Genomic DNA, 23,053 nt, shown 5'->3' with positions numbered 1-23,053 from the left:
AGGAGGTGCTGCTCAGAGTGCTCTCAGGCGGCGCTTCTACACTGCGGCACCGCGCGGCGTGTGGCGCCCGCGACGGTGCCCGAGGTGGTCGGAAGAGGTCGGCGGATCGATGCCCAGCGGTAAGAGCAGCAAGGCGGTCAGGAACGCGCGCAAGACGTCCGTCGTCAACACGCGCTCCACCCCCTGGGGGACGATCGCGGCGGTCCTCGTCGTCGTCCTCTTCGCGGGCGGCATCTCGTGGTTCCTGGTGGCGAAGTCGAACGAGCCCTCGTTCACCCCCTCGGACCGCAACCAGGACCCGTCGTCGCAGATCGCGGGGGTCCAGACGATCAAGTACGCCGGTGGCCAGCACGTGCTGCCGACACAGCAGGTCGCCTACACCCACAGCCCGCCCTTCGGCGGCGCGCACGACGGGTACTGGGCCGCCTGCAACGGCATCGTCTACCCCAACCCGGTGCGCCAGGAGAACCTCGTCCACGGCCTCGAGCACGGCGCGGTCTGGATCGCCTACAACCCCGACCTCGTGAACGCCGACGGCGTCGCCAAGCTCGCGGCGAGGGTGCAGGGCCAGACCTACATCATGATGGCGCCCTACCCCGGCCTCGACCAGCCGATCTCGCTGCAGTCGTGGGGCCACCAGCTCAAGCTGTCCGACCCGGGCGACCCGCGGATCGACCAGTTCATCCAGGCGCTGCGGCTCAACCGCTACCAGTACCCCGAGGTCGGCGCCTCCTGCGCGGCCCTCGGCCCGGGCCAGTTCGACCAGGACAACCCCCCGCCGTTCGCCCCGACCCCGCCGACGTCCGACATCGACGACAAGACCGTCGTCGACGAGAACATCGGCAACCCGGCCGCGGCCAACACCGACGCCACCGGCGGCATGCCGGCCGGCGGCACGGGCACCGGCGGCACGGGCACCGGCACCGGCTCGGGTCAGTGACCTCGACGGACGTGACGCACCGCGACGGGCCCAGCGGGGCGGGGTCACCGCCCGGCCCGCCCCCGGCCGACACCGGCCCCGACGACGACGGTGGCGGTCGTGAGCCCCGCTGGGTGCGGCCCGTCCTCGTGGTCGGCGCCGTCCTCGCGCTGCTGCTCCTCGGCGGCGCCGGAGGTCTGCTCCTCGGCCTGCACAACGCCACGGGCGACCTGGTCGCCCCCGCGTCCGACTCCGTCGACGTCGGCTTCGCGCAGGACATGAGCACCCACCACCAGCAGGCCGTCGAGATGGCGACGTGGGAACGCGACCACACCACCGTGCCCGAGCTGCGCCAGCTCGCCTACGACATCGAGTCGACCCAGGAAGCCCAGATCGGGCGCATGCAGGGCTGGCTCGCCCTCTGGGGCGCACCCGCGCAGCACTCCGGCGACTACATGCAGTGGATGGTGGGCGCGCCGGCCCACACCCACGGCGCGGCCGTCGCGCAGAACGGGCTCCCCGCCATGCCCGGCATGGCCACCGCCGACGAGCTCCGCCGGCTGCGCGCCTCCACCGGCACCGACATGGACGTGCTGTTCCTGCAGCTCATGCTGCGCCACCACCAGGGCGGGGTCGGCATGCTGGAGTACGGCGCCCGGTACGCCCAGATTCCCGAGGTCCGCAACCTCGCCGCGCAGATGCTCAGCTCGCAGACCAGCGAGTCGCAGTACATGACGCAGCTGCTCGCCGAGCGCGGGGCCCAGCCGCTGCCGCTCCAGTAGGTGCGCTAGGGTTCTCGATGTACGGCCCCCGTAGCTCAGGGGATAGAGCACCGCCCTCCGGAGGCGGGAGCGTAGGTTCGAATCCTACCGGGGGCACAATCTGTGCCTACAGCCGAAACGGCCCCTCACCTGCTGGAACAGGGCGAGGGGCCGTTTCGCGTCGCGTCCGGTCGTCGGGGGCCCGCGGGCGCGCCCGCCGTGATCACCCGGCCACCTGGTAGGCCTGGGCCCGGTCGGCGGTGCACACCGCCGAGACGGCCAGCACGTGGGCGTGGACGTCCCAGTTGGTGGCCGAGCTCCCTTCGCCCGAGAAGCCCGTCGTCAGCCCGGACGCGTCCGCCTTCTCGCTGCTGATGGTGACACCGATGCTGCCCGGCTCGTCGACGTCGACGCCGGGCGGGACGATGCGCCCCGGCGACAGGTTCGCGTCCTCGAGCCACGGGTGGTCGGCGGGGCACTGGAAGTCGTCGAGGTGCACGGTCTGCAGCCCGTTGAGCTGGGCGCGGTAGGCCTGCACCGTCTCGTCCGCGGGGACGCCGGTGGCGGCGGACGCGGCGGGGGTCGCGGCGGACGCGGGCGCGGCGCCGAGCATCGCCCCGCCCACCGCGAGCGCTCCGACGGTCAGTACTGCTGCTGTGGTCCTGGCGAAGATCATCGTGGTCACCTTCCCTGATCGGCTCCCTCGACCTTCGTCCCGCGGGGCCGCCGCCGCCGTCGGTCCGTCGGCCCGCGCTGGGACGACAGCGCCGTCCCCCGATCGGTCGGCGCCGCGTCCTGCGCCCGTTCGCCACATCTCGTTGGACCGGTCGGCTCAATCGCTCGACCCGCAGTGCCGGCACGGCCACAGTGGAGCGTCGTCTGAGATCCACGACACGTTCGGGTGATGTACGTTGGCGGCCCCTTCGCCCCGAGATGGGTGGTTGCGATGTCCCGTGCCGGGTCCGCAGGTGGCCGCCGACGTGTCCGTTCAGCGGCGCTCGCCGTGTGCGTCGTCGCAGCGTCGGTGGTGGGTGTCGCGACGGCGGGACCGGCGGCCGCGTCGTCCGGGCGATCCGGTTCGGACACCCACCGCATCGCCTGGGGCCCCTGCGACCCACCGGATGCGGACCTGCAGTGCGGCACGCTCGCGGTCCCGCTGGACTGGGACCGGCCGCGCGGGAAGACCCTCGACCTGGCGGTGGTGCGCAGGGCCGCGTCCGACCCGGGGCGGCGGATCGGGTCGATGCTCGTCAACCCGGGCGGCCCGGGGCAGAGCGGCGTCGATCTCGTCCGCGGTGGCGGCGAGGACTTCGACCGGTGGGGCGGCGGCCGGTTCGACATCGTCGGCTGGGACCCGCGCGGGACCAACCGCAGCTCGCCGGTCGACTGTTTCACCAGCGACGCGGCCCGCGACCGGTTCTGGGGCGGCCGGACGATCCCGACGACCGCGGAGGAGTCCCGCGCCTACCAGCGCAAGGCCGTGGAGCTGGCGCGCCGCTGCGGGCAGGTCAGCGGTGACCTGCTCGACCACATCTCGACCGCCGACACCGTCCGCGACCTCGATGCCCTGCGCGCCGCCGTCGGCGACCGGAAGATCACCTACGTGGGGCTGTCGTACGGGACGGTGATCGGCCAGACCTACCTGGCGCTGTTCCCCGGTAACGTGCGGGCGATGCTGCTCGACGGGCTCGTCGACGCGGCGAAGTACACCACCGACGCCGAGACGCGCACCGCCAACGACGTCGCGTTCGCCGACACGGTGTTCGACCGGTTCGTGGCGCTCTGCCAGGAGGCGGGCAAGGCGCGCTGTGCGTTGGCCGGGAACGGCGAGTCCGTCCGTTCCCGTGTCGACCGGCTGTTCGCGCGGATCAAGAAGTCGCCGATCCCGGCGCCGCACGCCGATCCTCCGGGCGCCCTGCAGTACGGCGACCTGCTGACCGCGACGTTCAACCCGCTGCGACTGCCGTCGGAGTGGCCGCAGTTCGCGAAGGACCTGGAGGCGGCCGCCGGTGGGGACGGGTCGGCGCTGCTCACGAACGCGCGACCGATGACGACCCCGGCCGGGTTCGCGGGGGCGACGGTGTCATCGGCGATCTCCTGTGTCGACGGTCCTGCCTCGACGCCGTCGAGGGCCTGGCCCGCCGCGCTGGACCGCTTCACCGACTCCGGCAAGCTCTGGGGCCCGGTGCTGGGCTGGTGGCTGTGGGCGCCGTGCGCGTCGAACTGGCCGGGCCGGACCGACGACGCCTACCGCGGCCCGTGGGCCTTCACCGCGGAGGTGCCGATCCTGCTGATCAACAACACCTTCGACCCCGCGACCAGCTACCCCAACGCGCAGGCGACGGAGAAGCGGATCGGCAACTCGACGCTGCTGACCAACAACGGCTACGGCCACCCCACCTACCAGGACCCGAGCGTCTGCATCGACCGAGCCCGGACCCGGTACCTGGTGGACCTGGTGACCCCACCGAAAGGCACGGTCTGCCGACCTGACACCACGCCGTTCCCGACTCCGCCGTGACCCGTAGCCGCGGGCCAGGATCGAACTTCGATCCGCAGCTGCGGATCCGCTGGGTCGACGATGCGGATCCGGTCCGTCTTCGCAGGTGGGAGCACCCGTTCGTCCGGATGCGCGGCGGCGCGGGTTGGGGATAGCGTCGTCGACCAATCATGGGACACACCACGATCGACACCGCGGCCGTCGCCGAACGCGACCGCCTGGACTTCTGGCGGTCGACGGTGTGCGACCAGTTCGTGACCCTCGACGTCCGCCCCGCCGCGGGGACGGACGTGCACGGCCGCGTGACCGCCGTGTCGATGGCCGACACCCAGCTGCGCAAGATCGCGGCCGGGGCGCACCGCTTCGAGCGGACCACCCACCAGGCCCGCACCGCCGACGAGGACTACTTCCAGATCGCGCTCGCCCGCAAGGGCCGCACCCTCGTCGCGCAGGACGGCCGCGAGGCGGTCATCGGCCCCGGCGACTTCGTCCTCTACGACAGTGCCCGGCCGTTCCGGTTCGTCACCGCCGGCGACTTCGAGTACTCGGTGTGCCTGTTCCCGACGCGGCTGCTGCCGCTGACCCGCGCCGAGCTGGGCGCCGCGACGGCGATCCGGTTCGACGGTCGCTCCGGTCTCGGCGCGATGGTCCCGCCGCTGCTCGCGGCGCTGCACCGGCTCGACCCCGAGAGCCTGCCCGCGGCGAGTCGCACCGCGATCATGCAGTCCATCGGCGACGTGTACGTCGCGCTCGTCCGCAGCCGGGTGGACGCGGCGGCGTCGCCGAACGTCCACCTCATGCGGGCACAGGCCTGGATCGACGAACACCTCGCCGATCCCGGGCTGGCCCCGGCCGACGTCGCGGCGGCCTGCTCGATCTCGGTGAGCTACCTCCACAAGCTGTTCGGCGAGACCGGCACGAGCGTCGCCGCCTACGTCCGGGAGCGACGCCTGCAGGGCTGCTACGCCGATCTCGCGCGCTCCGGATGCGACCAGCTGACCGTCGGCGCGATCGGCGCCCGCTGGGGGCTGCCCGACTCGGCACACCTGTCCCGCGCGTTCCGGGCCCGGTTCGGGGTCTCCCCCAGCGTGCACCGGGCCCGGTCGGCGGGCTCGGGGGCCGGCTGACCCCCGGGGTCAGGCGATCTCCACCTCGACCAGGGTGTCGGAGAACGTCGGCGCGTTGCCGAGATCGGCGAACCTCGTCGAGTTGACCGCGGCGAGCGTCGACGTCGACTTGGAGTGCTTGCGCCAGCCACCGAGGCTGGACACCACGACGCCCGGCATGACCGCGTCGTCGAGCTTGGCCAGCACGGTGAACTCGCCGCGGTCGTTGAACACACGTACCGCGTCCTGGTCGGAGATCCCGCGCGCCGCGGCGTCGTCGGGATGCATGATCACGTTGGGTTCCTTCTGCGCCCGCCGGTGGAAGGCGTGGTTGGCGAAGCTGGAGTTCAGGTAGGCGTGGGCCTTGGGCGTCAACAGGTTCAACGGGTACCGCGCGGCCCGCTCGGGGTCGGTGTGGGCGGCCTCGCGCGGCGGGATGTAGTGCGGCAACGGGTCGACGGGCTGGCCGGGCTGGAACTCGTTGGAGCCCTGCCGGAACAGCGGGACGACGAAGTTGCCGCCCGCCGCGGCGGAGGCGGCGAGCTCGGTCTTGCCCGACGGGGTCCGGAAGGCGCCCTCGGCGTGCGGGGCGTACTCGTCGGGTGACGGGACGTTGAGCCGCTGCCAGCCCTTCTCCTTCAACGACCCCACGGTGATCCCGGCCATGTTCGGGTGGGACCAGTCGAACGCCTCGGCGATCATGTCGTCGTCGGTGCGGCGGAAGACGGGGTCGTCGAACCCCATGCGGGCGGCGAGGCGCCGGAACATCTCGGTGTTGGGGACGGCCTCGCCGAGCGGGGCGATGGCGCGCTCGTTGTAGGTCACGTAGAGGTGGCCCCACGAGAACATGATGTCGTCCTGCTCGAGCTGCGTCGTCGCGGGCAGGACGATGTCGGCGTAGTCGGCGGTGTCGGTCATGAACTGTTCGCTGACCACGGTGAACAGGTCCTCGCGCTGCAGGCCCGTGATCAGCTTGTCCTGGTCGGGGCACACGACGACCGGGTTGGAGTTGTAGACGAACAGGCCCTTGATCGGCGGGTCGAGCGCGAGGCCACCGGTGAGTGCGTCGCCGAGCAGGAACTGGTTCACGACGCGCGTGCCCGGGGCGAGCATCTCCGGGTGCATCATCGCGCCCCAGTTGACCGGGAACGCCCACAGCGGCAGCTGCAGGATGCCGCCGCCGGGGTTGCGCCAGGCGCCGACGAGCGCGGGCAGGCAGGCCAGGGTGCGCACGGTCTGTCCGCCACCGGCGTGGCGCTCGACCGCGACGCCGATCCGGATGACCGACGGCTGCGCGCCCGCGTACTCGCGCGCCAGCGTGCGGATGGTGTCGGCGGGGACGCCCGTCTCCGCCGACGCCCATTCCGGGGTGTACTGGGCGACCCGCTCGGCGAACTCGGGGTAGCCGACGGTGTACGCGTCGACGTAGGCCTGGTCGGTGAGGCCCTCGGCGATGATGACGTGGGCCATCGCGAGGGCGAGCGCGCCGTCGGTGCCGGGGCGCAGCGGGATGTGCTGGTCGGCGGCCGCGGCCGTGCGGGTGCGCACCGGGTCGATGACGACGACCTTCGCGCCGCGCTTGCGGGCCTCGGCGATGTAGGGCCACAGGTGCAGGTTGGTGGACATGACGTTGCAGGCCCAGATCAGGATGAACTTCGAGTGCACGAGACTCTCGGGGTCGACACCCGCGGTGTCGCCGATCGTCATGGCGTACGCGGTGCAGGAGCCCGAGTCGCAGTAGGTGCGTTCGGAGATCGTCGCGCCGAGCTTCGCGAAGAACGGGTCGCCGACGTTGAGGCCGTTGAGGATGCCCTGGGTCCCCAGGTAGCTGACGGGCATGATCGCCTCGGCGCCGTGCTCGTCGACGATCCCGCGGAAGCGGGTGGCGATCTCGTCGAGCGCGTCGTCCCAGCTGATCCGTTCGAAGCGGCCGCTGCCCTTGGGGCCGGTGCGGCGCAGCGGGAACAGGACGCGCCCGGGGTCGTAGACGCGGTCGAGGTAGTTGTTGACCTTCACACACAGCCCGCCCGCGGTGTACGGGTGCTCGGGGTCGCCGCGGACCTCGGTGGCGCGGCCCGCGTCGTCGACGGTCACGACCATCGCGCAGGTGTCCGGGCAGTCCTGCGGGCAGGCGGCCCGCACGGTCCGTGTCCCGATCGGCTCGTCACCGGTGTCCGTGCCGGGTGAGGCGGTGACCGTCATGGATGTCCCCCGTCGCGCGCGTGGTGGTGGTCGGGCGTCTCTGTGAGAGTGTCGCCACCGGCCGCCGCACGCTTGACGCGGGGAACACAGTCCTTGTCGGTGCGGGCAGAGTCGGCTTCGGGCGCGGCCACCGTCACGCCGTGACGGGGACACGTGATGATGGGATCGTCACCCCATGATCGGAGTTCCCGTGCGCCGGTTCCTCGCCCCCGCCGCGCTCCTCGCGGCGCTGGTCGTCGCCTTTCTCGCCGCGCTCACCGGCGTCGCCGCGGCCGAGCCGCCGCTGCGCGCCGCCGACCGGATCACCGACAACGCGAACGCGCTGGACGCGTCCGGGCGCGCCCGCGTCGGCGACTCGATCGCCCGGCTGCGCACCGACACCGGTTACGACCTCTTCGTCGTCTACGTCCGCTCGTTCGACGGCCGCAGCGGTCCCGACTGGGCACGCGCCACCGCGGTGCAGTCCCAGCTCGGCGATCGCGACGTGCTGCTCGCCGTCGCCACCCAGGACCGGGCCTACGGCTACGACGTGGCCGAGAACTTCCCGGAGTCCGACTCGACGATCCAGCGCATCGTCGCCGACCAGGTCGAGCCGCAGCTCGCCGCGGGCGACTGGGCGGGCGCGGCGACCGCGATGGCCGACGGGCTGCGCGCAGGCGGCAGCAGCGGCGTCGGGACGCTGCCGCTCGTCGTCGGCGGGGTCGTGATCGTCGGCGGCGGGGCGTGGCTGCTCACCCGGCGCCGCCGCGGCGCGGCGCACACGGGGAACGCCCCGGCGGCGGCGCCGACGCCCGACGTCCCCGCCGACCCATTCCCGGGTGAGGCCACCACCGATCTCGGCTACCGCTCCAGCCAGGCCCTGCTCGCCGTCGACGACGCGGTCCGCACCTCCGAGCTGGAGCTCGCCGCCGCGCGGGCCCACTTCGGCGACGAGCCCGTCGCCCCTTTCGCCGCCGCGCTCGACGCCGCCCGCACCGACATGCTCGCCGCCTTCGAGCTCCGCCAGCAGCTCGACGACGACATCCCCGAGGACGAGCCCACCCAGCGCCGCATGCACGCCGAGATCCTGCACCTGGCCACCAGCGCCGACCAGCGGCTCGACGCCCAGGTCGAGGCGTTCGACCGGCTCCGCGCACTCGAGGCCGACGCCCCCGGCTACATCGAGGGCGTCGCCGCCCGGCTGGAGGCCGCCGCGGCCCGCGTCGCGCCTGCCGAGGCTGCCTGGGCACAGCTGCGGGCACGCTGGGCCGCAACGGCTCTCGACCCCGTCGCCGGCAATCTCGACCAGGCCCGGGCGCTGCTCACCGACGCCCGCACCGAGATCGCCGAGGCCCGCTCGCGGCTCGCGACGCCCCCGCAGGCGGTGGTCGACGGGCGCGCCGCCGAGGACGCCGTCACCCAGGCGGAGACGCTGCTCGACGGCGTCGAACGTCGTGACCACGAGCTCACCGAGGTCGCTGGACAGGTCCCGGCGGTGCGTGCCGAGGTGGAGCAGGACCTCGCCGAGGCCACCGCGCTGCCCTCGGCCGACCAGGGCGTCGTCGCCCGGGCCCGGGCCGCGCTCGTCGCGTCCGCGCAGGCCGCCGCCGGCCCCACACCCGACCCGATCGCGGCGCTGCACCTGTTGCAGGAGGCCGACGAGGCGCTCGACCGCACCATCGCCGACGCCCGCGAGCGGCAGGACCGCGACCGGCGGACCGCCGCCGCCCGCGACCAGGCGCTGCTCACCGCGCGTTCCGCCGTCGCCGCCGCGGAGGACTTCGTGACGACGCGCCGCGGCGCCGTCGGCACCGAGGCCCGCACCCGGCTCGCCGAGGCGCAGCGGCACCTGGCGGCCGCGTCCGCGGGTGGCGACCCGGCCGTCGGGCTGCGCGAGGCCCAGCAGGCCGAGGTGATGGCCCGCCAGGCCCTCGACCTCGCCCGCTCCGACGTCTCACGCTGGTCCGGACCCTCAGGTGGCGGTGGCTCCGGCATGGGCGTGGACCTCGGCAGCCTCGTCCTGGGCGGCATCCTGTCGGGCGCCCTCGGCGGCGGCGGCCGGGGCGGCTACGGGGGCGGACGCGGCGGGGGCTTCGGTGGCGGCCGGTCCCCGGGGAGCTTCGGCGGCTCCTCGAGCCGCGGCCGCCGCGGCGGGGGCGGCCGCTTCTGACCACTCACCCGGGGGTCGTCGCCGGGGTCGGCGGCGGGCTGTCCCACGGGTGGGCGCGTCGCCCCGGGGTGCCGGTTCCCCGCGGACGGTCCGACGAGGGGCCGCGTCCCCGGCTACCGGCGCCGCCGGCCACGCTTACGGGCCCGCGCCGTGGCGGCGGGCGCCGAGGGAGCGGTCGTCGTGGACGGCCAGTGCGCCGGGCGGTCGAGCACGGCGGGCAGCAGCGTCGAGGCGTCGCCGCGGGCGCCGTGGACCTGGAAGCGGGTGAGGAACAGGCTCGTCGACAGGTCAGCGCCGGAGACGTCGGCACCGCGCAGGTCGGCGCCGATGAGCTCGGCGGCGCGCAGGTCGGCGCCCCGCAGGTCCGCCCCGATCAGCAGGGCGCCGCGCAGGTTCGCCCCACGCAGGTCGGCACCGCTCAGCCGGGCCCCGACGAGGTCGGCGCCCCGCCGGTCCGGTCCCGGTGAGCCGGCACGCACCAGCGTCCCGACGCCGAGCAGGACCTCGTCCACCCGTGCCCGGTGCGCGTCGACGTCCACAGCGGCGAGCGCCTCGGGGCCGAGGGCCGCCATCTGCTCGGTCTCGGCGAGCAGGGCGAGGGCGGCCTCGTGCAGGGGTGCGGCGACGGGCGTGGCCAGGGTCTCCGCGAGATACCAGCGCAGCTCGTGGATCGGGCGCAGCACCTCGAACGCGGCGAACATCGCCGTCGTCACGCCGGGGTCGGTGCGCCGGTCGCGGCCCCCGAAGGTCACCTGCACGACCTGCTGGCCGGCGCCGAAACAGTCGAAGACGGCGCAGCCGGCCCATCCCTCGTCGCGGAGGCGGTCGTGGATGCCGCAGCGGAAGTCGCCCTGCAGGTTCCGGCAGGCGGTGCCCGCCGGCTTGTCGACGGGGAAGTCCGACGACCGCGCGAACGCCGGTGCGACGCAGCACAGTCCGGCGCAGGCGCCGCAGTCGGCGCGCAAGGCTGCTCGGGGGTCGGGCACCGGTCCTCCGCGGTCGGGTCGACCGACGCTACCCGGGCCGACCGGTCAGGTCTCGAGCCGGCGCCGGGCCCACCGCACCGGCACCGCGCACCCGGCGACGAACGCCGACCCGAGGAACGTCGCGCACGCGACCATCACCGCGCCGACGGCCCACAGGCCCGAGGCGTCACCGGCCGCCGTCCACGCCCACGCGGCGGTGAACGCGACGGTCACCGTCGGCACCACGACCCACACCGGCAGCCGGGTGCCCGCGACGGCGGTGACGACCGTCAGTGACAGCACGCAGCCCGCGATCTGCCAGCCCGCGTAGGGGCCGGAGGTCGTGCCGGTGACCGGGTCGACCTGGTGGGTCGTGTCCCACGCCGCCCAGGCCCACCAGCAGGCAGCGCTCGCCACGGCCAGTGCGGCGGCCCCGGCGGCACGGGCCACGAGGCTCCGGTTCGAGATCATGGCCCGATCGTCGCCGAGGCCCCGGCGCCGACGCATCCGTACGACTACGCACCGCGCGGACATGGCTGCGTCACCCGCACGGTGTCCCCCGACGGGTGAACCGGCTGTGACCGACGCTACTCGCTGCGTCGAACATGTGATGCGGTTCACCGCAACTCGGCCGCTCGTCGCGCGTCGTCGGCGTCTCGGCGAGCACGTCCGAGTGCCGGACCCGGTCGACCGACACCCGCCCTACCGTCGATGCCGGATCACGAATCGGTCACGCAGGACGCGGAGACTCCCCACTCCGCCGGGTTCCCCCGACCCGGACGTCCGCCGACGAGTGATCAGGAAGGTTCGTCGTGGCACGGCATCGCTCCCCCGAGGGCCGCCCCACACAACCGGAGCTCCGCGCGGCACTCGACGCCGCCCGGACACGCTCCGGCCGTGCGGCAGGGCCCCGTCATGCACTCTCCGCCCCCGACGCGTCCGACGGCGCGGCAACCCGGTCCGCGACCGCGGCGACGACCGGTTCCGCAACGGAGGCGGGTTCCGTGTCCGTCGTCGACGCGGCCGACGACGACACCCCGGTCAGACCCGGATCGGTCGTCGCAGCGGCCGAGCGGTCGTCGCTCCCGCGCGTCCCCGCCGCCCTGGCTCCCGCCCGGCGCGGCGTCGGCGGGACGCAGCGCGTCCTGCGCCGCAAGGGTTCCGCCGCGACGACCGCACCCGCCGAGGCCCCCGGTAGCGACCGCGGCGAGCGGTCCGAACCGGATCGCGACCCGATGGTCGACACCGCCACCGACATCTGGTCGCCGGAGTTCTGGACCCCCGGCACGCACACCCCGGTGTTCGGGATCTCGACGGTGCGCGACCCGGAGGAGCTCGTCCCGGCCCAGCGCCGCGCGTCGGGCTCCCCGCTGTTCACCCCGGGCACCGGCGCCCTCGACGACCCCGGCCCGGCCCGCGATGCCGACGCCCCCGCCGGCCTCGCCGACGACACCGAGCGCGCGGGAAAGCGCGCCGACGACGCTGTGCGCCCGGGGAAGGTCGACGACCCCGACGTGCCCGTCGACCCCGACACCCCGGTCGGCGCCGACACCCCGGGCCGCCCTCGCGGCCTCGCGCGCGTCCCCACGACGGTGAAGCGGACCGCGGCCGTCGTCGTCGCCGCGGGCAGCGCGCTCGCGATCGTCGGGACGGTGGCAGCGCTGCCCCACGTCCCCGCAGGCACGAACGCCGCCCTGCAGCTCGACGAGACCGCCACGGCCGGCACCGGCACCCCCGACCCGTCCGTCCCCCCGCCCGCGCTCGACACCACCGCACTGGCCGCGGCGGTGCAGCAGGCGCAGCAGCACGCCGCGCAGATCGCCACCACCCAGCGGGCCGAGGCCGAGCGCAAGGCGGCCGAGGCCAAGGCCGCCGCCGACGCCAAGGCCGCCGCCGACGCGAAGGCCGCCGAGGCCAGGGCCGCCGCCGACCGGAAGGCCGCCGAGGCCAAGGCCGCCACCGCACGGACCACCACAGCCGGATCCGCGAACTGCGGGCTGGCCACCCGCGGGCTCGGCGGGATCAAACCATGGGTCGCCGACGCCGCCCGGTTCCTGGGCTGCCTGTTCGGCAAGCCGCAGATGCTGGGCGTCGGCAGCCGCGGCAACGCCTCCGACCACCCCAGCGGGCTCGCACTCGACTTCATGGTGTCCAAGTCGGTCGGCGACCGGCTCGCCGCGTGCGCGCTGCGCAACAAGGAGGCGCTCGGGATCACCTACGTCATCTGGCAGCAGCGCATCAACTACGGCAGCGGCTGGAAGGCGATGGAGGACCGCGGCGGCGCGACCGCCAACCACATGGACCACGTGCACCTGTCGTTCGCGAAGTCGGCGCCGGGCGGCAAGCCCGTCGCCTGCTGACCCGGGCCGCACAACGCGTCCGCTCCCCCGGCCGCCCCGGAACGACCGCACGCCGGTCGCACCGGGGCGGCCGTTCGGCGCGCAGAGATCACCGGCGGACCGTCGCCGTGTCGGAAATGTGACCGATCGACTAGCTTTCGACCGGATCACGACGATCGGCTCCCCGCGGACGAGGACACCTGTCCACCCGGCTCCCCACCGGGCGTCCGGTCGGTCATGTGGTCGGAAGGCAGGTCGTGTCCCGGCACCGCTCCCCAGGCGGCCGGCGCGCGCGACGTGACCTCGAGCCGGTGTACTCCGGCATGACGGTTGCGGCGCGCCGCGTACCGCCCCACCCACCGGCCCAGGCCGGCCCGGGCTCCGTCGCGGTGCTCGAGCGCCCCGCGCCACCCCGTCCGCGGCCGCACCCCGGGCCTGCCACGACGAGCACGCCGCCCCAACCGCAACCACCCCGGCCGCAACCGGTCCCCCGCGGCCGGCACACCGCACCCCGCCCGCTGCTGCCGGTGACGGACCTCGCGCCGCGCTTCGCACCACCGGTCGCCGCGACACCCCGGGCCCACACCACCCCCGCCCCTGCCCCTGCCCCGGCCCCGGCAGCGCGCCACGCACCCCGGCGGGCACCCCGGCCACCCGCACGGGGCGGCCGCGCGCAGGCCGTCGCGGCCGCCGCCGTCGCCGGCAGCACGCTGGCCGTCACGCTCCCGCTCATCGCCCTGATCGACAACGACGCCCCCGACGTCACCGCCTCGACCGCGACCCTGCAGCTCACCGCGGGCGACGCGGCGCAGCCCGTCGTCTCCCCGACGACGAGCCGGTTGCGCTCCTTCAGCCCGGTCGCCGTCACCTCCGAGAACGGGGCCGAGCCCACCTCCGCCGACGCGCAGTCACTGCTCAAGGCCGTCGGCATGGCCGAGATCGCGCAGAAGGCCGCCGCGGCGCAGGCACGCGCCGAGTGCGGGGTCGACCTGTCGGGGCTGGGCCGGGTCAAGCCGTGGGTGTCGTCCGCGGCGAAGTTCCTGTCCTGCCTCTACGACGAGCCCGACCTGATCGGCGTCGCCGGCCGCGGCCGCGTCTCCGACCATCCCCTGGGCCTCGCGCTCGACCTCATGACCCGCGGCGCCGAGGGCGACCGGATCGCCGAATGCGCGCTGCGCAACCGCGAGGCGCTCGGCATCAGCTACGTGATCTGGAAACAGCGCATCAACTACGGCTCGGGCTGGCAGCGGATGCCCAACCGCGGCAACGAGACCGAGAACCACTTCGACCACGTGCACATCTCGTTCGAGCGGTCCGCGGGCGCGGGTAACCCCGACGCGAGCACCTGCAGCTGACCGGTCAGGGCGTCGGGTCCTGGTCGGGCCCGCCGGGACTGATCCGGCGGCGCTTCATCTCGGCCTCGTGGACGTGGCGGCGTCCGTCCATCGTGGCCTCCCGCACCTCGCGTTCCAGGTCCTTCCAGGCACGGTAGTAGCCGTCGTCGAACTCCTCGATGACCTGGAACGTCCACCGCCCGGGGAGCACGTTGCGGCCGATCAACTCCCGCTGGATGCGGTCGGCCCAGTCGTCGTGACCGGTCGCGCGCAGGCCGTCGACGACGTCGTCGAGCATGCCGTCGGCGCCGCCGATGAGCTGGTGGGCGTCGTAGAGGGCACCGCGGGCCCGTTCGATCGTCTCCAGTGCCTCGGACAGCTTCCCGACGGCGGCGACGAGCTCGTCGGGGGCACCGGCGGGGCGGGCGTGGGCATCGTCCAGCGGTTCGGTCACGCGCCGCTCTACCCGGTCCGATCCCCGCGGAAACGCCGTCCGCCACGGGCGAACACCGTCGGCTCGCGGCGAACACGCCCCCCGGAAGGCCCGGTGAGGGGCGATGGTCGCCATCGCGACCACCACCACTCACGACCCCCGGGAGACCCCGTGCACCCCACCGACACCGTCGTCCACCGCTTCCCCCGCGCCGTCGACGACAGGCTCGGCGTCGACCACCGCGGCAGCGGGCGCGGCCCACTGCGCTCGGACCGGCCGACACCGCCGGTCCCGCTCCCGGTCCCCCCGCAGCCGGTGCGCCCACCGCAGCCGCTCGCCCCGGGCACCGCGGGCGCCGTGCTCCGCCACGCCGGCGCCGGCGCCACGGGCAACGGCCTCGACGACCGGCTCCTCGAGGAACGCATCGTCTTCCTGGGCAAGGAGGTCGACGACGCCATCGCCAACCGCATCACCGCCCAGCTGCTGCTGCTCGCCGCCGACGACCCGGACACCGACATCACGCTCTACGTCAACTCCCCCGGCGGCTCCGTGACCGCCGGCATGGCCATCTACGACACGATGCAGGTCATCAGCCCCGACGTCGCCACCTACGCGGTCGGGTTCGCCGCGTCGATGGGGCAGTTCCTCGTCACCGCCGGTGCCCCCGGGAAGCGGCACGCGCTGGCCCACTCCCGGATGCTGATGCACCAGCCGTCGGCCGGACTCGGTGGCACCCACTCCGACATCGCGATCCGCGCCGGCGCCTACGCCGACATGAAGCGCGAGATCGCGCGGCTCACCGCCCGCCACACCGGACGCGACGTCGACACCATCACCGCCGACGCCGACCGGGACCGCTGGTTCACCGCCGAGCAGGCCCGCGAGTACGGCCTCGTCGACGAGGTGATCGGCGAGGTCTGAGCCGACGGTCCGCGTCGCGACGTGCGGCTGCGCGCCCGAGCGGCGCACCCGATAGCGTCCTCACCGCGAAGCTTCTGCATCGATGGAGAGGAACCACCGGAATGCGCGTGGGCGTCCTGACCGGAGGCGGCGACTGCCCCGGACTCAACGCGGTGATCCGTGCGATCGTGCGCCGCGGCGTGCCCGAGTACGGGTACAGCTTCCTCGGGTTCCGCGACGGCTGGCGCGGACCGCTCGAAGCGCTGACCAAGCCGCTCGACATCCCGGCCGTGCGGGGGCTGCTCCCCCGCGGCGGCACGATCCTCGGCTCGTCGCGGACCAACCCGTTCGCGATCGACGACGGCGTCGCGAAGATCAAGAAGAACCTGCAGAACCTCGGCGTCGACGCGCTGATCGCGATCGGCGGCGAGGACACCCTCGGGGTCGCGACGAAGCTGCACGAGATGGGCGTCAACGTCGTCGGCGTGCCGAAGACGATCGACAACGACCTGTCGGGAACCGACTACACGTTCGGCTTCGACACCGCGGTCACGATCGCGACGGAAGCCATCGACCGGCTGCACACGACGGCCGAGTCGCACCACCGGACGCTGATCGTCGAGGTCATGGGCCGGCACGCCGGCTGGATCGCGCTGCACTCCGGGATGGCGGGCGGCGCCAACGCCATCCTCATCCCCGAGGTGCGGTTCGACATCGACAAGGTGTGCGAGTGGGTGGAGAGCCGCTTCCGACTCGACTACGCGCCGATCATCGTCGTCTCCGAGGGCGCGATGCCCAAGGACGGCGAGGAGGTGCTGCTCACCGGCGACAAGGACGCGTTCGGGCACGCCCGTCTCGGCGGCGTCGGCGCCTGGCTGGGCCGCGAGATCGAGGCACGCACCGGCAAGGAGGCCCGCACCACCGTCCTGGGCCACGTCCAGCGCGGCGGCACCCCGACGGCGCGTGACCGCTGGCTCGCGACCCGGTTCGGCCTGCACGCGATCGACGCGGTCGCCGCAGGCAAGTGGGGCCAGATGACGGCGCTGCGCGGCACCGACATCGTGACGGTGCCGCTGCAGGAGGCGACGAAGCAGCTCAAGCTCGTCGACCCCGCCCTCTACGCGGAGGCCGAGGTGTTCTTCGGCTGATCCGGTGGCGGGCGCGGCTCGATGTCGACGACGCCGTCGAGCCCGCACGCGACCAGCAGGTCGGTGAGCCGCTGCGGGGCGCCGACGAACCGCAGCCGGCCCCCGCACCGGCGGGCGTGCAGGACCAGCCGCAACAGGGCGTCGACCGCCTGCGCGTCCGGCGCGACCACCGCGCCGACGTCACACGTGACGTCGGCCCCCGTGCACAGCAGCGCGCGCACCCTGGCCACGGCGTGGTCGGGGCCGCCCGCGCCGAACACGACGGTCATCACGTCCATGTGACGACGGGGAGGCCCCGGACTCATCGGTCGGCCCCGGCACACGCCCGTCGGGGTGAGGGCCGCGACCTGCGCGTGGGGGCCGCCGCGCCACGAGTCGGTCGACTGCGTGCGCGACGGCCCCCACGTCCCCCTGCGACGGGTCCGGGATCAGCCGAGCCCGCCGACGAGGTCGAACACCGGCGGCAGCGCGGTGCCCAGTCCGAGGGTGGGGTCCGGCACGGGGACGGCCGGCGCGAAGTGCAGCACCTGCAGCGGCACCGCCCCGGCCGCCGGCCCCGCGGCGGGGAGTGTCTCGTCGGCGTGCGCCATGCCGGTGCCGGCGAGCGCGAGCGCCCCGGCTCCGACGGTGGCCGCCGCGATCCTGCGAACGAACATGTGGGTTCCTCTCCTGTGGGTGCCGACGGAAGGGCCCGTCAGCAGATCGAGTCGGTCGGCTTCGGGTTGGTGAGCCCGAACAGCGGCCGCAGCCCGAGGCCGACGAACGTCCCGCCGAGCGCGACGACACCCCAGATCCAGCCGTGCAGGCTCATGGAGGCGATGCCGCTGAAGTAGGCGCCGATGTTGCAGCCGCCGGCGAGGCGGGCGCCGTAGCCCATTGCGATGCCGCCGAGGACGGAGCCGAGCGCGAGCTTCCACGGCACGCGCTTGTGCAGGACGAACGCGCCGCCGAGCGCGGACGCGACGAGGGCGCCGACGATGACACCGAAGTCGAGGACGGAGATGCGGTCGGCGAACACCGAGCCCTGCAGCGCCTTCGCGTTGGCGGGAACCTGGAAGTACGCCCAGCTCGCGACGTCGACACCCAGCGAGGCGAGCACCTTGCCGCCCCACAGCCCGAACGCCGAGGTCACCCCCCACGCCCCACCGGAGACGAAGAGGACGCCCGCGTTGAGCACGGCGAGGACGATCGCGCCGACCCACATCGGCCACGACCCGCGCAGCACGCGCGCGATGCCACGGGCCGACGGCGGGCGCTCCACCGGCGGCGGGGTGCGGCGACGGGCGACGACGTAGGTGATCGCGACGATCGTCGCCATCACCAGCAGTGACAACGCCACGGCGCCCGGGAACCCGAACGTCTCCGCCAGCGAGATCGGGGTGCCGGCCGGGACCGTCACGGTCCAGAAGGTGAACGTCAGCGCCGCGAGGACCGAGCCGACGATGAAGCCGAACAACGTCAGCACGACGGCGGTCTGCCCGCTGCCGACGGCGAACAGCGTCCCCGACGCGCACGAGCCGCCGACCTGCATGCCGATCCCGAACAGGAACGCGCCCACCAGCAGTGGGATGCCGACGGCCGCGACCGACGGCTTCGGCGTCCCCGCCAGCGAGAACCCGCCCGCGAGCAGGACCGAGAACAGGATCGTCGCCGTCGCGAGCATCAGCATGTGCGCACGCACCGCCGCGCCCTGGCCGACGGCCGCGAGCTGGCGCCATCCCGAGGTGAACCCGAAGCGGGAGTGGAACAGCGTGAAGCCGAGCGCGAGGCCCAGTGCCGCGGTCCCGGCCATGACGGGCCCGGCGGTGCGGGCGACGGCCCACACCAGCGCGACGGCGAGCACCAGCCCGATCGCGATGACGACCCTCTTGGCGGGCGGGGCCGGCGGCGCGTCCGGGGTGAACGAGACCCGCTCGGCCTCGGAAACGAACCGCAGTGCGCCCACGACTGTTCGTCGTGGTGCGTCGCTGACTGTCATGGGGAGCTCCTGATCTCGGTGTTCACGTCCCGGCCAGCGGGCCGGTGACGGGCACGACGGTGCCGCCGGGGAACCACGCCGCGGGGTTGACGGCGCCGTGGCCCATGTCGGCCATGTCGCCGGGGCCCGACATCATCGGGACGTCGACGGGGGCGGCGCCGTAGAGGCGGGGCCGGTCGTCGGTGAGCGAGCGGGTCGCCGCGACCCAGGCCAGGTACCCGGATGCCGACGGCGCCGCCCCGGGGAACGTGGCCGCGAGCGTCGCCGCGTACTGCTGCGGCCCGGCGTCCTGCGGGCTGAACTCCAGCGGCAGCACCGACGACTGCGCCTGCGTCACCACCGACGGCGTGAGCAGCCACGGCGCGAGGAACGTCCCGCCCAGATAGGTGGGCTCCTCCCCGGCCAGCAACGTCGCGGTGCGCAGCGTGTCGGCCGCCTGCGCCCACCCGCCGACGACGACCAGCGCCACGTCGGCGCCCGGTCCGTCGACGAGCCGCACCTGGTGGCGGGCCGCCTCGTCGCGCACGACGCCCGCGGCCGCCTGCGAGCGGGGCGAGTCGTCGGACACCAGCCGGATCGCGGCGACGCCGTGCTCCCCGACGAAGTTCGTCATGGCGCGCAACGACACCGCGTCGCCCGCGGCGAGGACGTCCGACGGGCAGGCCGGCATCGGCGCCTCGGCGCCCGCGGCGGTGCGGGCGACGAACGTGCCCAGCAGCGCGCTCGCGCACTCGGGCCCGTCGGTCCCGGCGAGCGCGGTCGGCGCACCTGCCATGGTGCCGACGTCGACGGGCACGGACGCGTCGGCCGGGCCCGCGCGCAGCGTGAGCCGCTCCGTGCCCGCCGGGATGTCGACGACGGCCCAGCCGCCGGTCGCCCCGTCCCGCGTGGTGACGGTGACCGGGCCGGACCCGGCGTCGACGGTCAGTCCCGCCGGCCCGGCCGGCGCGCCGCCGTGATGACCCTTCTCCACCTGAGGCGTGGCGACGGTCGTGCCCTCGGCCGGGTAGCTCGAACCGCTGACCTGCACCAGGTTCGGACCCGGACGCATCGGCGCGACGAGCACGGCGAGCTGGGTGCCGCCGAGGTCGACGGCCCGCAGCAGCGGCTCGCCCGGGGTCACGCCCGGCGCGGGGATGGGCAGCGCGGCGAGGGCGGCGACCGCGGCGAGACCCGACGCCGTCGCCACCACGGCGAACCGCTGCAGCTCCACCGCACGCGCCCGCCCGCCCCGGGAGCCGGTGACCACCCACAGGACGGTGGCGACGGCCGGCAGCAGCACCCCGGCCAGCGCGACCAGCCCGTACGGCGTCGCGACGACGTCGTCCAGGGTCGCGGGCCCGGACACGACGAGTTGCAGCAGGCCGGCCAGGGTCGTCACGGCACCGGCCGCGATCGCGATGCGCCGCACCGGGAGCCGGGGCCGGGCGCGCCGGTCGGCCCGCCGCGTCCCCGTGGCGTCGGGGGCGACGGGAGCGGCGGGAGCGGCGGGGGCGGCGACCGGGCGACGGGCCGGGCGGCGGCGGGTCGCGGCGGCGAGATCGGCCCGCACGTCGGCCCGCGTGTCGGTACGGACGTGTGCACGGACATCGGCGCGGGACTCGGCGCGGCGCAACGTCGCCGTGCCGCTGCGGCGGGCGGTGCCGGTCGCCGTGGGTCCCCCGTCGACCGCGGGGTCCGCCACCCCGCGGCGGACGCCCACGACGACCGGCAGCTCTGTGGACCTGCGGGCGGCACGGGGTGCCCCCGCGCGGTCGGGCCGTGCGGGGACGCCTGCGCGGGAGGGCACGGCGGCGCGGTCGCGCGGCGCCCCGTGGCCGTCGTGGTCGCGGCGTACGCGGCCGGCGGGGGCCGCCGCGGACCTGGGGCCCGCCGCCGATGTGGGGCCCGCCGCCGGGCCGGTCGTCACACCGAGGATCGAAAGGCCCAGCAGGACCACCGCGCCGACGGCGTAGACCGCGTCGAGCGCGAACGCGCCTCCCGAGTGCGCGGACGCGAGGCCCACGGCGAGCAGGAGCGTCGTCGCCACCGTGGGCGCGACCACCCAGCGGGACGCGAGCAGCACCGGGACCGCCAGCGCGGTCAGCGCGGCCACGATCGTCCCGGTCATCGTGCTCGCCCCGATCAGATGGGTGACCTCGGCGCCGACGGCCACGACGACCGCCGCGGCCCAGGCGAGCACGGACAGCCGTCGCGCAGGCCTGTCGCGCGACACCGCGGCAGCGAGCCCGGCGCCCGCGGTGAACGCCGTCGCGACGAGCAGGACGAGCCGCAGCAGCACCGCCGCGGGCCCGTGGCCCGGGCCGAGCTGGGCCGCGACGCGCAGCGCGTCGGAGGCGTCGGCATGGGCCGATCCCGCCGTCGCGACCAGGAACACTGCCGTGGTGGAGAGGAGGGCCGCCACCCGGCGGCGGAGTTGCAGGGCCGCCGCCCGGCGGCGCCACCGGAAGAGGTGACGCCGCCGGACGGACCGGACGGTCGAGCTACTTGATGTCGTCATCAGCGGCGACGAAGAGCATCGAGTGCGGCTTGGCGTTCCCGAAGGCGCCGTGCGGCCAGCTCTTGCGGTTGAAGTTGATGCACGGCTGACCGGAGTTCTCGTCACGGAACCCCTCGTCGAGGGCGAGCGAACCGTCGTCGGCCTCGTCCACGATGCAGACGCGGTGGTCGCCGTCGAGACCGGTGCGGGCCACGAAGTAGTTCGCGGTCGCGACCCGGGTCGGCTGGTCGGTCTCGTGGTAGAAGCCGTCGGCACCGATCTCGAGGTTGTCCAGCGCACCCCAGTGCGGGCCGCTGGCCTTCGAGCCCGGGTTGATCGCGACGTGCCCCAGCACCGACGGGCAGTCCGCGCCCGCGCCGCCGTTCTCGATCTCGTCCTTCGTCTCGATCGAGCAGTCGAAGTCGTCGCCGGCCTCGACGAGCTGGGAGATGTCGAGGGTGAACACGCCACCCGCGGTACCCGGGTCGTCCTTGCCGAGCGCGCCCGGCTTACGGCCGATCACCGCGTGGTAGAGCTTGGTGTCGTCCGGGCTGGTCTGCAGCCAGCCGCCGTTGTCGCTGGGGCCGCCGTTGGTCACGGCCGGGTCGATCAGCTTCATCGCGGCGGTGTTGTCGAAGACCTCCTTCCACACCGGTTCGTCCGACGTGATGTCGGGGATGTAGAAGATCGCGCCACCCTGCATCGTCATTGCGAACGCACCCTTGTGGCCGGGCAGGTTCGTGACGGTGGTCTCCATGACCGCACGGTTCTCGTTGTGCAGCGGGTCGGTCGCGGAGGACCGCGGGCCCGTCGGCAGGTACGAGACCGCCTTGACCTTCGGGTGGTTCAGGTCGCTGATGTCCCAGGTGCGGACCGTCGGGCGACGCAGGTACGGCGACGGCGCCTTGACCGGGTCGAGGATGATCGTCCGCGGTTCGGCGTAGTCACTGGTGACCATCGCGTTCAGGTCCTCGCGGACCTGGATGCCGTGCGGGTTGGCGCAGCTCGGCTTGCCCAGCGACGGCATGTTGAGGCACTGCTTCGGGTCCTCGGCGGTCGTCGTCGCGGCCGGGGCCTCGACGAGGTTCTTGCCGTCCGGGCCGAAGCGCACCACGGCGCCCGGGGTGCCCGCGAAGCCGTTGCCGGTGCGGACCTCGCCGTTGGTGTACGTGCACGGACCGGGGACGACCGGGCCGCCCATGTAGGTGCCGTAGGCGGTGCCGTCGTTCAGCACCCAGTAGGCGTCGGGGACCGAGCCGCAGAGGGTCTGCGACGGCAGGCTGATGCCCGACAGACTCAGCGCCGGCAGCTTCGACACGTCGAAGACGTAGGTCGCCGCGCTGTAGAGGCCACCCGCGTAGATCTTGTCGCCCTTGCGCCACGAGTACTGCATGTGGTGCGGCTCGTTCTCGACCAGCGGGCCGACCGTCGCCGTGTTGACGACCTTGCCGTAGGTCGGCGAGCCCTGGGTGGCGTCGACGACCGCCATGAAGTCGGGGCCGGGCAGCGCGTTGCGCACCTTCTCGGTGGTGTTCGCGAGTGAGCCGGGGAGGTTCTTCACGTCCGGGACGACGGTGTCGGCGACGTTCTCGTCACCGGCCCAGACCACCAGGTACTCGGGTCGCTTGCCCTCGTCGGCGAGCGCCTCGCGGGTCGAGTCGACCGCATCGGTGTCGACGTGGTTCTCGACCCAGTAGTCCTTGCCGTCGGCACCGGTGAGGGTCGACCGCACAGCCTGGATGTCGGCGTAGGCGGTGTCCGACGTCGCGGGGACGGCCACGACGCCGCCGACGACCGCCACCGCGAGCGCGCCCAGCAACAGCTTGTGGCGCAATGACAT

19 protein-coding genes and 1 tRNA gene are annotated in these 23,053 nt (G+C 74.3%); 10 read left to right on the top strand and 10 right to left on the bottom strand.

Annotation, left to right across the window (positions count from 1 at the left end; all coding sequences use genetic code 11):
- Nucleotides 1-109: 109 nt before the first annotated feature.
- The 3 genes from AB7F12_RS08925 to AB7F12_RS08915 all read left to right on the top strand — a co-directional run bounded on the left by AB7F12_RS08925 (nucleotide 110) and on the right by AB7F12_RS08915 (nucleotide 1,797).
- Nucleotides 110-940: a DUF3105 domain-containing protein gene (locus AB7F12_RS08925; RefSeq protein ID WP_428496458.1), complete on the top strand. Its 831-nt coding sequence runs from the start codon at nucleotides 110-112 to the stop codon at nucleotides 938-940.
- Nucleotides 937-1,701 carry a DUF305 domain-containing protein gene (locus AB7F12_RS08920; protein ID WP_428496457.1) on the top strand — a complete coding sequence of 255 codons (765 nt, stop codon included), beginning with the start codon at nucleotides 937-939 and terminating at the stop codon, nucleotides 1,699-1,701. The genes AB7F12_RS08925 and AB7F12_RS08920 overlap by 4 nt, the downstream gene beginning before the upstream one ends.
- Before the next feature lie 24 nt (nucleotides 1,702-1,725).
- A tRNA-Arg gene (locus tag AB7F12_RS08915) sits at nucleotides 1,726-1,797 on the top strand.
- Between the two features lie 106 nt (nucleotides 1,798-1,903).
- Here the strand turns inward: AB7F12_RS08915 and AB7F12_RS08910 are convergent.
- Complete coding sequence (locus AB7F12_RS08910) at nucleotides 1,904-2,356, bottom strand: hypothetical protein (RefSeq protein ID WP_428496456.1); 453 nt, start codon at nucleotides 2,354-2,356, stop codon at nucleotides 1,904-1,906.
- Nucleotides 2,357-2,626: 270 nt separating this feature from the next.
- Between AB7F12_RS08910 and AB7F12_RS08905 the strand changes: the two genes are divergently transcribed.
- Together AB7F12_RS08905 and AB7F12_RS08900 are read left to right on the top strand one after the other, a co-directional pair.
- Nucleotides 2,627-4,201 carry an alpha/beta hydrolase gene (locus AB7F12_RS08905; protein WP_428496455.1) on the top strand — a complete coding sequence of 525 codons (1,575 nt, stop codon included), beginning with the start codon at nucleotides 2,627-2,629 and terminating at the stop codon, nucleotides 4,199-4,201.
- A 149-nt stretch (nucleotides 4,202-4,350) separates the two neighbouring features.
- Nucleotides 4,351-5,307, top strand: a complete 957-nt coding sequence (locus AB7F12_RS08900) for a helix-turn-helix domain-containing protein (protein ID WP_428496454.1) — start codon at nucleotides 4,351-4,353, stop codon at nucleotides 5,305-5,307.
- A 9-nt stretch (nucleotides 5,308-5,316) separates the two neighbouring features.
- Here AB7F12_RS08900 and AB7F12_RS08895 read toward each other — a convergent pair whose 3' ends face one another.
- Nucleotides 5,317-7,488 carry a molybdopterin-containing oxidoreductase family protein gene (locus AB7F12_RS08895; RefSeq protein ID WP_428496453.1) on the bottom strand — a complete coding sequence of 724 codons (2,172 nt, stop codon included), beginning with the start codon at nucleotides 7,486-7,488 and terminating at the stop codon, nucleotides 5,317-5,319.
- Between the two features lie 175 nt (nucleotides 7,489-7,663).
- On the opposite strand from AB7F12_RS08895, the gene AB7F12_RS08890 reads away from it, so the two are divergent.
- Nucleotides 7,664-9,637: a TPM domain-containing protein gene (locus AB7F12_RS08890; protein WP_428516459.1), complete on the top strand. Its 1,974-nt coding sequence runs from the start codon at nucleotides 7,664-7,666 to the stop codon at nucleotides 9,635-9,637.
- 113 nt (nucleotides 9,638-9,750) lie between these two features.
- On the opposite strand, the gene AB7F12_RS08885 is transcribed toward AB7F12_RS08890, so the two are convergent.
- Nucleotides 9,751-10,623 carry a pentapeptide repeat-containing protein gene (locus AB7F12_RS08885; RefSeq protein WP_428501988.1) on the bottom strand — a complete coding sequence of 291 codons (873 nt, stop codon included), beginning with the start codon at nucleotides 10,621-10,623 and terminating at the stop codon, nucleotides 9,751-9,753.
- A gap of 45 nt (nucleotides 10,624-10,668) precedes the next feature.
- On the bottom strand, nucleotides 10,669-11,073 hold the full coding sequence (locus AB7F12_RS08880) for a hypothetical protein (RefSeq protein ID WP_428501989.1): 405 nt from the start codon (nucleotides 11,071-11,073) through the stop codon (nucleotides 10,669-10,671).
- 533 nt (nucleotides 11,074-11,606) lie between these two features.
- On the opposite strand from AB7F12_RS08880, the gene AB7F12_RS08875 reads away from it, so the two are divergent.
- Together AB7F12_RS08875 and AB7F12_RS08870 are read left to right on the top strand one after the other, a co-directional pair.
- The gene (locus tag AB7F12_RS08875; RefSeq protein ID WP_428501990.1) at nucleotides 11,607-12,962 is read left to right on the top strand and encodes a hypothetical protein; all 1,356 of its coding nucleotides are present in this window, start codon (nucleotides 11,607-11,609) and stop codon (nucleotides 12,960-12,962) included.
- A 506-nt stretch (nucleotides 12,963-13,468) separates the two neighbouring features.
- Nucleotides 13,469-14,296, top strand: a complete 828-nt coding sequence (locus AB7F12_RS08870) for a hypothetical protein (protein WP_428501991.1) — start codon at nucleotides 13,469-13,471, stop codon at nucleotides 14,294-14,296.
- A gap of 4 nt (nucleotides 14,297-14,300) precedes the next feature.
- On the opposite strand, the gene AB7F12_RS08865 is transcribed toward AB7F12_RS08870, so the two are convergent.
- Nucleotides 14,301-14,729 (bottom strand): hypothetical protein, encoded by a 429-nt coding sequence (locus AB7F12_RS08865; RefSeq protein ID WP_428501992.1) that lies wholly within the window; start codon nucleotides 14,727-14,729, stop codon nucleotides 14,301-14,303.
- Nucleotides 14,730-15,065: 336 nt separating this feature from the next.
- Here AB7F12_RS08865 and AB7F12_RS08860 point away from each other — a divergent pair, with 336 nt between their 5' ends.
- Nucleotides 15,066-15,629, top strand: coding sequence for an ATP-dependent Clp protease proteolytic subunit (locus AB7F12_RS08860; RefSeq protein WP_428501999.1), 564 nt, complete (start codon nucleotides 15,066-15,068; stop codon nucleotides 15,627-15,629).
- 101 nt (nucleotides 15,630-15,730) lie between these two features.
- Nucleotides 15,731-16,756 (top strand): 6-phosphofructokinase, encoded by a 1,026-nt coding sequence (locus AB7F12_RS08855; RefSeq protein ID WP_428501993.1) that lies wholly within the window; start codon nucleotides 15,731-15,733, stop codon nucleotides 16,754-16,756.
- On the opposite strand, the gene AB7F12_RS08850 is transcribed toward AB7F12_RS08855, so the two are convergent.
- The 5 genes from AB7F12_RS08850 to AB7F12_RS08830 all read right to left on the bottom strand — a co-directional run bounded on the left by AB7F12_RS08850 (nucleotide 16,726) and on the right by AB7F12_RS08830 (nucleotide 23,053).
- Nucleotides 16,726-17,034, bottom strand: a complete 309-nt coding sequence (locus tag AB7F12_RS08850) for an STAS domain-containing protein (protein WP_428501994.1) — start codon at nucleotides 17,032-17,034, stop codon at nucleotides 16,726-16,728. The genes AB7F12_RS08855 and AB7F12_RS08850 overlap by 31 nt on opposite strands.
- 150 nt (nucleotides 17,035-17,184) lie before the next feature.
- Nucleotides 17,185-17,412 carry a hypothetical protein gene (locus tag AB7F12_RS08845; protein ID WP_428501995.1) on the bottom strand — a complete coding sequence of 76 codons (228 nt, stop codon included), beginning with the start codon at nucleotides 17,410-17,412 and terminating at the stop codon, nucleotides 17,185-17,187.
- Between the two features lie 38 nt (nucleotides 17,413-17,450).
- The gene (locus tag AB7F12_RS08840; protein WP_428501996.1) at nucleotides 17,451-18,734 is read right to left on the bottom strand and encodes a YeeE/YedE family protein; all 1,284 of its coding nucleotides are present in this window, start codon (nucleotides 18,732-18,734) and stop codon (nucleotides 17,451-17,453) included.
- A 22-nt stretch (nucleotides 18,735-18,756) separates the two neighbouring features.
- Nucleotides 18,757-21,234, bottom strand: a complete 2,478-nt coding sequence (locus tag AB7F12_RS08835) for a hypothetical protein (protein WP_428501997.1) — start codon at nucleotides 21,232-21,234, stop codon at nucleotides 18,757-18,759.
- Complete coding sequence (locus tag AB7F12_RS08830; protein WP_428516457.1) at nucleotides 21,218-23,053, bottom strand: hypothetical protein; 1,836 nt, start codon at nucleotides 23,051-23,053, stop codon at nucleotides 21,218-21,220. Before AB7F12_RS08830 ends, AB7F12_RS08835 begins: the two co-directional genes overlap by 17 nt.

This window comes from Pseudonocardia sp. (assembly GCF_050250275.1).
In the GTDB taxonomy this organism is placed as follows: domain Bacteria; phylum Actinomycetota; class Actinomycetes; order Mycobacteriales; family Pseudonocardiaceae; genus Pseudonocardia.
Note: the sequence above shows the minus strand (reverse complement) of the source record. Positions and strands in the feature narration are given on the sequence as shown.

Excerpts from the sequence above, each read along its gene's own strand:
- AB7F12_RS08925 (WP_428496458.1), top strand. The coding sequence starts at position 110 with ATGCCCAGCGGTAAGAGCAGCAAGGCGGTCAGGAACGCGCGCAAGACG.
- AB7F12_RS08910 (WP_428496456.1), bottom strand. The coding sequence starts at position 2,356 with ATGATCTTCGCCAGGACCACAGCAGCAGTACTGACCGTCGGAGCGCTC.
- AB7F12_RS08905 (WP_428496455.1), top strand. The coding sequence starts at position 2,627 with ATGTCCCGTGCCGGGTCCGCAGGTGGCCGCCGACGTGTCCGTTCAGCG.
- AB7F12_RS08900 (WP_428496454.1), top strand. The coding sequence starts at position 4,351 with ATGGGACACACCACGATCGACACCGCGGCCGTCGCCGAACGCGACCGC.
- AB7F12_RS08895 (WP_428496453.1), bottom strand. The coding sequence starts at position 7,488 with ATGACGGTCACCGCCTCACCCGGCACGGACACCGGTGACGAGCCGATC.
- AB7F12_RS08890 (WP_428516459.1), top strand. The coding sequence starts at position 7,664 with ATGATCGGAGTTCCCGTGCGCCGGTTCCTCGCCCCCGCCGCGCTCCTC.
- AB7F12_RS08880 (WP_428501989.1), bottom strand. The coding sequence starts at position 11,073 with ATGATCTCGAACCGGAGCCTCGTGGCCCGTGCCGCCGGGGCCGCCGCA.
- AB7F12_RS08855 (WP_428501993.1), top strand. The coding sequence starts at position 15,731 with ATGCGCGTGGGCGTCCTGACCGGAGGCGGCGACTGCCCCGGACTCAAC.
- AB7F12_RS08850 (WP_428501994.1), bottom strand. The coding sequence starts at position 17,034 with ATGGACGTGATGACCGTCGTGTTCGGCGCGGGCGGCCCCGACCACGCC.
- AB7F12_RS08845 (WP_428501995.1), bottom strand. The coding sequence starts at position 17,412 with ATGTTCGTTCGCAGGATCGCGGCGGCCACCGTCGGAGCCGGGGCGCTC.
- AB7F12_RS08840 (WP_428501996.1), bottom strand. The coding sequence starts at position 18,734 with ATGACAGTCAGCGACGCACCACGACGAACAGTCGTGGGCGCACTGCGG.
- AB7F12_RS08835 (WP_428501997.1), bottom strand. The coding sequence starts at position 21,234 with ATGACGACATCAAGTAGCTCGACCGTCCGGTCCGTCCGGCGGCGTCAC.
- AB7F12_RS08830 (WP_428516457.1), bottom strand. The coding sequence starts at position 23,053 with ATGTCATTGCGCCACAAGCTGTTGCTGGGCGCGCTCGCGGTGGCGGTC.